Source organism: Pseudomonas luteola NBRC 103146 (assembly GCF_002091675.1).
Lineage (GTDB): Bacteria > Pseudomonadota > Gammaproteobacteria > Pseudomonadales > Pseudomonadaceae > Chryseomonas > Chryseomonas luteola.
Window position 1 is genome coordinate 389,495 of record NZ_BDAE01000003.1, and the last position, 12,090, is coordinate 401,584.

Genomic DNA, 12,090 nt, shown 5'->3' on the forward strand with positions numbered 1-12,090 from the left:
TACGAGCCGCTGATGAGTCGGCTCGTATGAAATAATTCGTTGGGTTAGTCGTCGATGACGCTTACGGTATCGCCGACTCTGATGATTCCGCCGCTCAAGATGCGGGCAGTAATTCCACCGTGGCCACGCATCGCTTGAAACGTGCCCAGCCCTAGGCGCTCCTCCAGGCGAGCGCATGGCTGACACCAGCCGGTTGTTTCGAAAATGGCCTGACCGATCTGAAAGCGACGATTTTTAAGGCTGAAAAGATTAATACCTGTGACTGCTATATTGCGGCGCAGGTCCTGAGGTTCAAGCGATCGTCCGATGAGCGCGCTGACGACCGCCAGGTGCTCCCACTGGATAAGCGTGACCTGACGAGCATTGCGCGGGCTAGGGCGGGTATGGTCGCCCGTCAAGCCAGCCTCGCGGCGAGCCTCAACAGCATCAACAATGATCATTTCTGCTCGAGCGGCGGGGCGGACACCCATCCACTGTACGGTTCCCGTTTGAGGCACAGCTGCCAAAAGCTCTTTTAGCGGTATCATCAGGTGGGCCTATTACGATAGTAGGGTGGCGGCGTACAACGCCCTTGCTTTAGAGGAGGCTTGCGGATCTGCGGTAGATGTTCTGCTTACATTGAAAAATGACAGGCGTGAATATTTTTACAGCGATGACAGCGAAATGCCAGTTACCCTGGCGCTGCTCGCTGATACAGTTTCGCTCTTTGAACCAGTAACTGGAGGCTCCATGCGCGTCTTGCGCTCTGTGCTATTGCTGATTGCTTTACTGCCCGGATTGACCTGGGCACTGGCGCCAGGAGAGCGCCTTGCACCCTGGACGTTGCTGGATCAGAACGACCAGCCTTATACGCTGGACGATGACCTGCAGGTTTTGCTGGTTGCTCGCAGCATGACTGGTGCAAATCTCGTGAAGGCGGCTTTGAAGGATCAGCCCAAGGGCTATCTAGAGGCTAACAAGGTAGCCTTCCTGGCTGATATCAGTCAGATGCCCAAGGTAATATCGACGTTGTTCGCCATTCCTGCCATGCGTGACTATAACTACCGCGTGCTATTGGATCATGAAGGGCGGGTGGCGCCCCGTTACCCTGGTGACAAGGAAAAGGTTCTTTGGCTCATGCTGGATCATGGCCGTTTCGTAGGGCAGCGAGAGTTCGACTCTGCCGAAGGGCTGAAAGATGCGTTAAAGGCAAAGGCCAAATAAGGGAGGCGCTAGCCGAAACGTTATTGAGCGCTTCGGCTTAAAGCCAAGTGTGGCGAAAATGGTCAGTATGGGACGCCATGGAGCAGTGGTTCAATGGTCCCGGCGTGGCATGTCTTCTGAAAACAAATCGTCTTCCAGATCGTTGCCGGGAATGGCGTGCTCCTCTGCTGCCCAGGCGCCCAGGTCTATTAGTTTGCAGCGGTCTGAGCAAAAGGGGCGGTTGGGGCTGGCCTCGCTCCACTCCACGGGAGCGCCGCACGTAGGGCAATCTACGGTTAAAGGTGGCTTAGGCATGCTTGCCTCCTTGTAGGGTGAGATAAAAGTGATGCAGGCGTTCGACATGCTCATGTAGCTGCGCGAGCGTTCCGTCATTAATGAGGACATCATCCGCGTGTTTCAAGCGCTCGTCTCGCTTCATTTGCGCCTGAAGGATGGCCTTTATCTGTGTCTCGTCAGCCTGATCGCGCCGCATGGCGCGTTCGAGCTGCAAAGCTTCCGGCACATCTACAACGAGTACCCGTTGGGTCAGCTGCGTCTGGCCGGATTCGATAAGCAAAGGGGAAACCAGAACGGCATAGGGCGATGTGGCTTCGTTTAATGCTCGAATGATTTCCTGGCGGATCAAAGGGTGTAACAACGATTCAAGCCAGCGCCTTTCTTCGGGGATGGCGAATATGCGAGCACGCAGCCCTGGGCGATTCAGGCGGCCATCATCGAGCAGGATATCGCTGCCAAAATGCAGAGCAATCTGTTCAAGAGCGGGCTGGCCAGGCTCTACCACCCAGCGGGCCGCGTGATCAGCATCTACTGTGTGAATGCCCAGCGAGCCGAAATGTTCGGCAGCGGCGCTTTTACCGCTGCCAATCCCGCCCGTAAGGCCGAGAATCCAAGGGTTGCTCATCAAAAACCGGCAAAGTGAAGGTACATGCCTGTTATTTGATCACCCCAAAGCAAAGCAATCCACCCCGCAATGGCCAGATAAGGCCCAAACGGTATTGGTGTGCTGTTTTCGGCATTCTTGAGACGAAGCAGAATAATGCCAAGGATCGAGCCTACTAAAGAAGACAGCAATATCGTAAGCGGCAGGATTTGCCAGCCGCCCCAGGCGCCCAGCAAGGCCAGCAGCTTGAAGTCACCAAAGCCCATGCCTTCCTTGCCTGTGATCAGCCTGAAAAGCTGGAAAACCACCCACAAGCTCATATAGCCCGCCGCTGCACCCCAGACTGCATCGGAGAGACTAGAGAACAACTCAAACTGGTTAACCAGCAAGCCAACCCATAGCAGCGGAAGAACAATGACGTCTGGAAGAATCTGATGATCAGCATCGATCAGGCTGGCGGCGAGCAGCCCCCAGGTCAGTAACAAGGCGCTGGCTGCCTGCCAGGTAAAACCAAAATGCCAGACGACAAACAGGGAAAGCAGGCCGCACGTCAGTTCAATCAGCGGATAGCGAGCACTAATGGGCGCCTTACAGCTGGAGCACCTGCCGCGCAGCATGATATAGCTGATAACAGGAATGTTTTCCCACGGCCGAATGCGATGTTGGCAGTGAGGGCAATGGGAGTGAGGCTTGGCAAGGTTATAAGGCTCTGCTTCGCCTTCGCTGGGTAGTTCCAGCATTTGGCGAGACTGGGCTATCCAGTCCCGCTCAAGCATTTTGGGAAGCCGGTGTACGACTACATTGAGAAAGCTGCCAACCAGTAAGCCCAGTACTAACGCACAGCTCAAGTACGCGGCGGGGTAGGTTGCCAAAAGCTCGATAGCCGCCATTAAACAACCGAGCCTAGCTGGAAGATAGGAAGGTACATGGCGATGATCAAACCGCCCACCAGTACGCCCAGAACCGCCATGATCATGGGCTCCATCAGAGCGGTAAGGCTGTCGACCATGTTGTCCACTTCTTCTTCATAGAAAGCGGCCACTTTATCCAGCATTTCGTCCAGTGCGCCCGATTCTTCACCAATGGCCGTCATTTGCACGGCCATAGAGGTAAAGACGGCAGTGGTTCGCATGGAGAAATTCAGCTGCATGCCGGTCGAGACATCTTGCTTGATCTTGTCGACGGCATTGCGAAAGACAACGTTACCCGTAGCGCCAGAAACCGAATCCAACGCATCTACCAGCGGTACGCCTGCAGCAAAGGTGGTGGATAAGGTACGCGCATAGCGTGCAATCGCAGACTTATAAAGAATAGCACCCACGACTGGTATTTTGAGTACAAAACGGTCAACGGCATCGCGGAATTTTTCAGACCGTTTGTGTGCCATCTGAAAGCCGAAACCTAAAGCGAAAAGGGCCAGCAGAACGATGAACCACCATTCCTGCAAGGTTTCTGAAAGGCCAATTACCATTAATGTAAATGCGGGCAGCTCTGCGCCAAAGCCCTCGAAGACGGATTGGAACTGAGGTACAACCTTAATCAGTAGAATAGCTGAAACCACAATCGCTACTACGACAACCGCGGCAGGGTAGGTCATAGCTTTCTTGATTTTTTTCTTGAGCTGCTCGGTTTTTTCTTTGTAGGTCGCTACGCGATCCAGCAACGTTTCCAGCGCACCAGACTGCTCACCCGCATCGACTAGGTTGCAGTAGAGGTCATCGAAGTATTGAGGCTTTTTACGCAGCGAGCTAGACAAGCTATTACCGGCCGCCACGTCCTGCTTGATATCGTCGACCAGCTTGCGCATGTTCGGATTATCAAAGCCTTCGCTGATAATATCGAACGATTGCAGCAAAGGAACACCTGCCCCCAGCATGGTAGCCAACTGGCGAGTGAACAGGGCGATGTCCATCGGCTTGATCTTTTTGCCGCGGCTGAAGATCGAGACTGATTTTTTGCGTACGCGCGTGGGGTTGATCCCTTGCTTGCGCAGTTGGGCCTTGACCAGGGCAGGGTTCAGCCCGGTCATTTCGCCCTTGATCTTGACGCCTTTACGGTCCGTTCCCTCCCAGGTAAAAGCGCTCATTTTTAATGCTTTGTCGGCCATGCAATCCGCTCTTCAGGTGCTGGAGTGCGTCTTGTCAATGTGCAGCCTTGCTGTTTGACGACGTCCACTCTTGTTCATGTGACTGACCAGCCCTTCATGGGCATCGAGTGGACACGCAAAGTTCGCGCCAATCAGTCCTTGGTGACGCGGTTTACTTCTTCCAGGCTGGTTACGCCTTGCATGGCCTTGAGCAGGCCAGATGTCCGTAGGTCATTAAAGCCCTCTTCACGCGCCTTACGGGCAATCTCGATTGAGTTGCCTTCTTCCATGATCAAGTTCTGCATGGCAGACGTAATCTTTACGACTTCATAAATACCCACGCGGCCACGGTAGCCGTTATTACACTCCTCACAGCCAGCAGGAGAGTACAGCGTAAACTTGCCAATCTGGTTTTCAGGGAAGCCTTCACTTAACAGGGTTTCTCTTGGCACATCATGCGGCTTTTTGCATTTAGGGCACAGCTTGCGTGCCAGCCGCTGGGCAATGATTAGGTTGACCGATGTGGCGATGTTAAAAGCAGGTACTCCCATGTTCCGCAGGCGCGTCAATGTTTCTGCCGCGCTGTTGGTATGCAGCGTTGACATAACCATGTGACCCGTTTGTGCAGCCTTGATTGCAATCTCTGCCGTTTCAAGGTCGCGGATCTCGCCCACCATGATCACGTCAGGATCTTGACGAAGGAATGCTCTGAGTGCTTGGGCAAAGTCCATTCCTTGACGCGGATTGACGTTGACTTGGTTGATACCTTCCAGGTTGATCTCTACAGGGTCTTCTGCGGTCGAGATATTGATATCGACCGTATTAAGGATATTTAGGCCTGTGTACAGCGATACGGTCTTGCCGGAGCCGGTAGGGCCGGTTACCAGAATCATGCCCTGCGGTTGGCTAAGCGCCTCCATATACAGCTCTTTCTGGCGCTCTTCGTAGCCCAAGGCATCAATACCCATCTGCGCGCTGGAGGGGTCAAGAATTCGCATCACGATTTTCTCGCCCCAAAGGGTAGGCAGGGTGTTCACACGAAAATCGATGGACTTGTTTTTGGAAACCTTGAGCTTCACACGCCCATCCTGAGGTTTGCGGCGTTCAGAGATATCCATACTCGCCATGACCTTCAGACGGGCCGAGATACGGGGGGCTAGCTGAATCGGCGGTCGTGCCATTTCATGCATGACGCCATCGGTACGGAAGCGCACTCGGTACATCTTCTCGTAAGGCTCAAAATGCAAGTCAGACGAGCCGCGCTTGATGGCGTCGAGCAGCATCTTGTTGACGAAGCGGACAACTGGGGCATCGTCCGCGTCTACTTCAGACTTTTTCTCTTCTTCCGTATTGATCTCGATATCAAGATCAATATCACCGAGATCCAGCCCGCCGGTGCCATTATCCAGGTACTGGTCAATTGCAGTGTGGAGCTTATCGTCTTCAACCAGAATGGGTTCGGCTGTCAGTCCGGTACTGAACTGAATATCATTGATTGCCTGCTGATTGGTCGGGTCGGATATACCAATAAAGAGTTTATTACCGCGCTTGGCGAGCGGGATAAAGTGATGCTGCTGCATCAATTTCTCGCTCACGATCTCTTTAGGTAGAGACTCCTTGTCAACCACGCTCAGGTCTAAAAACGCCAAGCCGAACTGCTCGGCGGACAGCTCCGCAATTGCACGGCTTTTAACGAGGCGATTCTGGACCAGATGCGTCACTAGCGGGACTTTACTGACCTTGCTCTGCGCAACCGCGCTTTGAGCCGTTTTTTCATCCAGTAGCTCCGCCAAAACAAGCTGACGGGCAAGACCAGAGAGGGGCGCTAAATCATTCATAAGGCGGGCCGATAAGGATAAGCGATGCCTGCCTTATAGCAGTCGAAAGCAGTCCTATCAAATACGCACTTTTGCGTGACAATTATTGTCAGTACTTGCCATACAGGCGAAGCGGCAGAGAATCTATTTCACACAAATACTGTGATCTAAGCAGTTGGCACGCGGAATGCTTAGAGAGAATCAGGCATGTTGAGCCTACTTCTTCTAATGGAGACAAGCATGAAAGCTCAAAAAGGTTTTACTCTTATTGAATTGATGATCGTTGTGGCGATCATTGGTATTCTCGCAGCTATTGCCATACCGCAGTATCAAAACTATGTTGGTCGAGCAAACTTTGCTGCAGGTTTCTCTACTCTATCTGCTTTAAAGACTAACATTGATACCTTTATTCTTGAGAAGGGTGACTTTCCTGAGGATACAAACATGACAGCCGCTGATTTGGGGATGGCTACCAATGCTAATCCTATGGGTACAATTGCTCTAACGAAGGGAACAGAAGGTGCTGGTACCGCGAAGTTTACTTTTAATAACGGTAACCCAGGAATTAAAGGAAAAACGATTACCTTGACACGTGTTAAGGAAGGTACATGGTCTTGCGGTACTGATGCAGATACGAAGTATGACAAGGGTTGCACTAAGTCATAAGTAGCATGTTTGATTTAAAAAAGCCTCTTAAGAGGCTTTTTTTGTGAGGAAAGATGAATAATTTAGGGCGAGTATTACTAGGTGCTCTGCTTGGTGTTGTGTTTGTTCTTCCGACTTTCAATTTTTCATCTTTATCTTGGCATGACTGGCAAAGAGCCGGGCAGATAATAATTTTTATATTATGTGCTTTTGGGCTTTTAGCGTCCAATAAGGCTATTTATTTAAGTAGATTCTATTCCAGATTTTTTTGCTTTTTTCTTCTAATAGGCTTGATTTCCTCTTCTTTTTCTCAATACCGTTTGTGGTCTCTGGCAGAGGTTTCTCTGTTGCTAGGGTCAATAGCTATTGTGTTTTTTATTGCGTGGCGCTGTATAGGTGATGGTGAGAGGTTTGATTTCTTAATAATTAATTTTTTAATGATGCTTTGTTTGCTAAAAGTGCTTCAGTTTTTTGTTTCTTATGTTTCTGCGTTGAGCTATGGAGGGGGGCTAAGTGCTGAAATTATATTGGATGGTTTCTCTAATATAAGATTCTATGGTCAATTTATTACTCTTGTGATTCCTGTTCTAGCTTTTAAGCTGCTATCTTCCGATGATAAATTGATTAGGGTTGGAGTATTTCTACTGCTGAGTTGCATATGGCTAATAGCGATTGCTAGCGGCACCCGAGGTACCTGGCTTGGTATGGGTGTGGCTATGCTTTATATGGCATGTTTATCTAGACTTTCTCGAAAGTGGGCTTGTATTCAGTTTTCATCTTTTGTTTTTTCTTTAGGCTTATATTTTTTGTTTTTCAGTTTAATTCCACGTCTTTTAGGCCTAAGTGTTTCTGGTTCCGCATTGGACCGGATGACTACGACGCTTTCTGCTAGAGACGTTATATGGCTACAAGCCTTAGAAATGGTTAAAAATAGACCTTTATTAGGTTATGGTCCGATGCACTTTGCTAGCATTTATAACGATGTAGCAGCGCATCCTCACCAGCTTTTTCTTCAGATTGCATCGGAGTGGGGGGGGGGTGCTTTATTAATTGCTTTAATTACTGTAATTAGGTTCCTTTTGAGAAATACGGCTACAATAAAAAATGGCTTGCTTTTGAATTATAAGTTGCAGGTCTTATATGTCTGTCTTTCAGCAAGCTTTATTGCCTCTTTGAGCCAGGGTATGGTTGATGGGGTCTTTGTAATGCCATATTCTCAAATTTGGTTTTCTATAATCACAGGTTGGATGGTTGGGGTTTATTACAGGGGCAATGAACAGGCCGAGGGAGCCGAGAGATTAGATGGTTTTATCCAAGTGAAAATATGGAAGTTGTCTTTCTTGCTGGCGAGCTTGATTTTAGTGGCAATTGTATTTCGAGATTTGAGTTATCTGAACTGGCAGGGTGGAGGTGGTGAGATTAATCATTGGGGCTATTTTAAGCCTAGATTTTGGAGGCAAGGAATCATTGCTGAGTAGCTTTAAAAAGCTTTACGTACAAAAGACTCTATGTGATTATCATAAGAAGCCGGTGTAGCTCAATTGGTAGAGCAGCGCATTCGTAATGCGAAGGTCGTAGGTTCAAATCCTATCACCGGCACCATATTTTTTAATTTTAGGTAAATTCTAGAGCTTGCCTAAAGCAGCGGCTAGATAAAGCCCGATCTCTCCTGTTAGGGTCTGTCTGTACAGCTTTGCCTTACGAAGGAAAAGTATTCTCCTTATAGACTTTGCCTTTCTGGCTTTCTGGTAGGCGGCTAACTTTTGTTTGCTAGTTTCAGACATTATTTCCTTGCATGATTCTAGTATATAGATATTGCTTTCATTCCAATCTCTGAATGTTCCTTCTAACATTTTTTTTAATCTTTTTACTTTGTCTTTAAAGCTGGTGTTGGAGCCGATTATATTTGCGCTATGTTGGCGGTAATCAATTCTCGGTGTTTGGTCGTAAAAAATGTTGCCATCACAGCTGCTAACTAAAATATAGGCAAGCCAATCATGAGAAATAATTTTCGCATCATTTGGCGTTGTGGCTAAAATATATCTTGCCTGATTATCTATAATCATAGTGTTTGCTCCAGCGAGGCTTTGAACTAGAGCATTTGAGAAGCTAGGTTTTTTGCGGAATAAAGGAGAAAAGCCTAATGAATTTCCGCTAGTATCAATCAAATGCGTCCGAGAGCAGTAGATAGAAGGCGCTTTATTCGTATGGCTCTTAAGGTGCTCTACGGCTATTTCTATTTTGTTTTCATGCCAAATATCATCTTGGTCACTAAATGCATAATAATCAGCTTCTATTGATTTGTTTTTAATAAGTGACATGAAGTTTTTAGAAAAGCCCTGTCGTGGACCGTTTAGTATTTTAAATTTTTGCTCGCCCAATTCCGCTTGATATCTATAAAGTATTTCAATGGTGCTGTCCTTTGAGCCATCATCCGAAGCGTAAAGGATCCAGTTTTCATGAGTTTGCCTGATAATTGAGTCAAGCTGTTCAGTTAAAAAAAGCTCTCCGTTATATGTACAAAGCAAAATGGCAACGCAGGGTTGCTCAGGAGGGTTGGAGGTTACTTTATTCATGACAGTAGACTCTAATAGTAAAGCGTGGCTTGCTTTTATCGCTTTACTAAAGCAACCGGAATGCCAGCTTGAGTCTGGGCAGAATTTAAAAGGAGTTTTAAGGTACCTAATTTTTGATTATTAAGATTGTTCTTATAGAAGAATAGTCGAAATTACTATTAGTAATTTGACTTTAGATGTTCTTTAAAATTTTAGTGAAAATTCAGGTGAAGGGATTGTTTAGCAAATTTTAAGCCATGATTTGCTGGTTAGTAAGCGATGAGGGCTGCAAGGTGCGCTACTGATCTGTTCTGTGACGCCTCTGGATGAATCAGCGTTTGGCTGGCGATTGGTCGAAATCTTGATGGTTAGCTCACGCTTCTCAGGGTACGATTAGGGGGTAAAGGCAACTTTATGGATGAACGCTGTTCAGATTCCCTCACTAGAGATGGGAGTCGCCGTAGCTCAACCATAAACATGATCAAGGTCATACCTATGCGGTGATCTCGGTTAGCTGGTACAGCTACTCTGTAATGATGATCAACGCAACGTTCACTTATCAACGCTATGGGATCAACGTTGTTCAAGGCTCGTAACGTGGTATGCAGGCAGGCTGGTCATAACGGTACGCTGCAGGAGGCGGGCAATGCAGAACGACGCTAATGTGGTTCATTTCAAAACGCTCAGTGATGCGGCGTTGCGGATTCCTGCTGCCCTCGTTCCGGTACGCGACAAAGCTGCCCAGCGGCTTAATGCAGCGCTCCAGCAATTGTTCGATAACGCGGACGATGCGCTGTTCGAGATGGCTGACCGCGCCACTAGCAACAACGAGCAGAATCTGTTCTTCGAAGCGATGCGTGACTTGCGTCTGAAGCGCAAGACGATCGAGCGTAATTTTTTGCAGCGCTACTTTGAGCGTTTCGCAGGACTGAATCAGGCAGACACGGCAAAAAATACTGCGCAGCTCGACGCCATTTCGTTCGAGGATCTGAGCCTGGTCCAGAATGATCAGCTCGAAGAGTCTGTCGCGCTCGATACAATGGTGACCAAAGCTGTCACCCGTAATGCGCTGGCCCTGGGCCATCTAAGTATTCGTTTCAACACCCAGTTAAGCCGAACGCTGGACGAAAACTCCAACCCGTTGGCGCCTCGCCCCTTGTGCGAAGCGTTTTTGGATGCGTGTCGTGGTTTGGGTGTTGAGATCAAGGTCAAGCTGATCATTCTCAAGCTGTTCGAGCGTTTTGTGCTGAACGGTTTGGACCGCGTGTATGCCGAGGCGAATCAGCAGCTGATCGATGCGGGGATTCTCCCTCATCTCAAGCTGGCGCCGCCGCGTAATACCGGCCGCACGGCATCCACCACACCGGACAGCGAACAGGATCAGGAAGTATTCAGCGCGCTGCAGGGGCTGCTTGCGCAGGTGCGTCGCAGTGGCGGCGGCTCAATGGGTATGTCTGGCGGTGAGCCAGCAGGCACGGCTGAGCTTCATCCTATTACCAGTTACGACCTGATGCGGCTGTTGTCCCACTTGCAGCAGCATGTGCCTTCGCATGTCGAGAACAGTTACGACCTGCGCGGGATGCTGGATGACGCGCTGGGGCGTATCAGTGCGCGTAGCGGTCGAAAGCGGGTAGTGGGGCAGGTTGATGATGATGTTATCAATCTGGTGTCCATGCTGTTTGAGTTCATCCTTGATGACCTGACACTGCCTGATTCCCTGAAAGCGCTGATTGCCCGTCTGCAGATTCCCATGCTCAAGGTGGCGGTGCTGGATAAGGCCTTTTTCAGCCGACCCAATCATCCGGCCCGTAAGCTCTTGAATGAGATTGCGGCGGCTTCGCTCGGTTGGGAAGAGCAGAATGAGCTACAGCGCGATGGGCTTTATCTAAAGATCGAGCAGATCGTTCAGCGGCTGCTCAGTGACTTTGTGGATGACCCGGATATCTTCAGCGAGCTGTTGAATGACTTCCTGGCCTATATGAGTGATGAGCGTCGCCGGAGTGAGTTGCTTGAGCAGCGCACACGGGATGCGGAAGAGGGGCGTGCGCGGGCTGAGCAGGCTCGCCAGCAGGTAGAAGCCGCGCTGAATGAGCGGTTGGTTGGGCGTACGCTGCCGGAAGTAGTGGTTCGGGTCATTCGCGAAGCGTGGAGTCAGGTGCTCCTGTTGACGTGTCTCAAGCAGGGCTATGGCTCTGCCGAATGGCTCGCCGCGCTGCAGACGATGGATGATCTGATCTGGAGTGTTGAGCCGCATGAAGATGCCGGCTCGCGGCAGAAGTTGCTGGGTATGGTGCCGGGGCTGCTCAAGGCCTTGCGTGAAGGGCTTGCCAGCGCGGCCTTCGATCCATTCTCTACCAGTGAGTTTTTCACCCAGCTTGAAGCCCTGCATGTGCAGACATTCCAGCAGGCTAAGCGCGTCGAGCACGGTGCGGCGGCGGTAGCCCATGAGCCACTAGCAGCGATGGTTGAGGTGGCTGATGAGATCGTGCTTCAGCCGGTTCAGGCCAAGCCTGCCGAGACAGAGTTCAAGCCGGATGAGGAATCGCTCAGAACGATCGATGCTATCCATGTGGGTAGCTGGATTGAGCTGACCGAGGCCGATGATCACAAGGTCCGCTGCAAGCTGGCGGCGGTTATCAAGTCTGCCGGCCGTTATATTTTTGTAAATCGCGCAGGCATGAAGGTGATGGAAAAGTCACGTGAAAGTCTGGCTGTCGACTTGAGTCATGGAAAGCTGCGTATTCTGGACGATGCCCTGTTGTTTGATCGGGCGCTGGAATCCGTTATCGGAAATCTCCGCACGCTCAAACGCACCTGATCCCCTTCCGCTTATCTAAACACCGATCATGGGGCCACTCGGATCGGTGTTCTTGGCCCTTCTGCCGCTCTGCTTTACATTAAGTG

11 protein-coding genes and 1 tRNA gene are annotated in these 12,090 nt (G+C 49.9%); 5 read left to right on the forward strand and 7 right to left on the reverse strand.

The features are described from left to right. Positions 1 to 44: 44 nt before the first annotated feature. Positions 45 to 527, reverse strand: coding sequence for an MOSC domain-containing protein (locus PLU01S_RS06310; RefSeq protein WP_074822824.1), 483 nt, complete (start codon positions 525 to 527; stop codon positions 45 to 47). 202 nt (positions 528 to 729) lie between these two features. Here PLU01S_RS06310 and PLU01S_RS06315 point away from each other — a divergent pair, with 202 nt between their 5' ends. Further along, entirely contained in the window at positions 730 to 1,203 is a 474-nt protein-coding gene (locus tag PLU01S_RS06315) for an FAD/FMN-containing dehydrogenase (protein WP_139208705.1), read from the forward strand. Positions 1,204 to 1,293: 90 nt separating this feature from the next. Here the strand turns inward: PLU01S_RS06315 and yacG are convergent, their stop codons facing one another. The 5 genes from yacG to pilB all read right to left on the reverse strand — a co-directional run bounded on the left by yacG (position 1,294) and on the right by pilB (position 6,007). Next, positions 1,294 to 1,497, reverse strand: a complete 204-nt coding sequence (gene yacG, locus PLU01S_RS06320) for a DNA gyrase inhibitor YacG (protein ID WP_010797204.1) — start codon at positions 1,495 to 1,497, stop codon at positions 1,294 to 1,296. After that, a complete protein-coding gene (gene coaE / locus PLU01S_RS06325; RefSeq protein WP_074822820.1) occupies positions 1,490 to 2,104 on the reverse strand; it encodes a dephospho-CoA kinase in 615 nt (204 codons plus the stop codon). Before coaE ends, yacG begins: the two co-directional genes overlap by 8 nt. Next, positions 2,104 to 2,973: a prepilin peptidase gene (locus PLU01S_RS06330; protein WP_074822815.1), complete on the reverse strand. Its 870-nt coding sequence runs from the start codon at positions 2,971 to 2,973 to the stop codon at positions 2,104 to 2,106. The genes coaE and PLU01S_RS06330 overlap by 1 nt, the downstream gene beginning before the upstream one ends. Then, on the reverse strand, positions 2,973 to 4,190 hold the full coding sequence (locus PLU01S_RS06335; protein ID WP_010797207.1) for a type II secretion system F family protein: 1,218 nt from the start codon (positions 4,188 to 4,190) through the stop codon (positions 2,973 to 2,975). Before PLU01S_RS06335 ends, PLU01S_RS06330 begins: the two co-directional genes overlap by 1 nt. A gap of 131 nt (positions 4,191 to 4,321) precedes the next feature. Further along, positions 4,322 to 6,007 (reverse strand): type IV-A pilus assembly ATPase PilB, encoded by a 1,686-nt coding sequence (gene pilB, locus PLU01S_RS06340; protein WP_074822812.1) that lies wholly within the window; start codon positions 6,005 to 6,007, stop codon positions 4,322 to 4,324. Between the two features lie 219 nt (positions 6,008 to 6,226). Between pilB and PLU01S_RS06345 the strand changes: the two genes are divergently transcribed. The 3 genes from PLU01S_RS06345 to PLU01S_RS06355 all read left to right on the forward strand — a co-directional run bounded on the left by PLU01S_RS06345 (position 6,227) and on the right by PLU01S_RS06355 (position 8,233). Continuing rightward, the gene (locus tag PLU01S_RS06345; RefSeq protein ID WP_084339927.1) at positions 6,227 to 6,652 is read left to right on the forward strand and encodes a pilin; all 426 of its coding nucleotides are present in this window, start codon (positions 6,227 to 6,229) and stop codon (positions 6,650 to 6,652) included. 53 nt (positions 6,653 to 6,705) lie between these two features. After that, positions 6,706 to 8,109, forward strand: a complete 1,404-nt coding sequence (locus tag PLU01S_RS06350; protein ID WP_083397839.1) for an O-antigen ligase family protein — start codon at positions 6,706 to 6,708, stop codon at positions 8,107 to 8,109. A 48-nt stretch (positions 8,110 to 8,157) separates the two neighbouring features. Beyond that, positions 8,158 to 8,233 (forward strand) — tRNA-Thr (locus tag PLU01S_RS06355). Positions 8,234 to 8,256: 23 nt separating this feature from the next. Here PLU01S_RS06355 and PLU01S_RS06360 read toward each other — a convergent pair. After that, positions 8,257 to 9,207 (reverse strand): glycosyltransferase family 2 protein, encoded by a 951-nt coding sequence (locus PLU01S_RS06360; protein ID WP_074822804.1) that lies wholly within the window; start codon positions 9,205 to 9,207, stop codon positions 8,257 to 8,259. A 625-nt stretch (positions 9,208 to 9,832) separates the two neighbouring features. Between PLU01S_RS06360 and PLU01S_RS06365 the strand changes: the two genes are divergently transcribed. Next, on the forward strand, positions 9,833 to 12,004 hold the full coding sequence (locus tag PLU01S_RS06365) for a DUF1631 domain-containing protein (protein ID WP_074822801.1): 2,172 nt from the start codon (positions 9,833 to 9,835) through the stop codon (positions 12,002 to 12,004). The last annotated feature ends 86 nt before the right edge of the window (positions 12,005 to 12,090 follow it).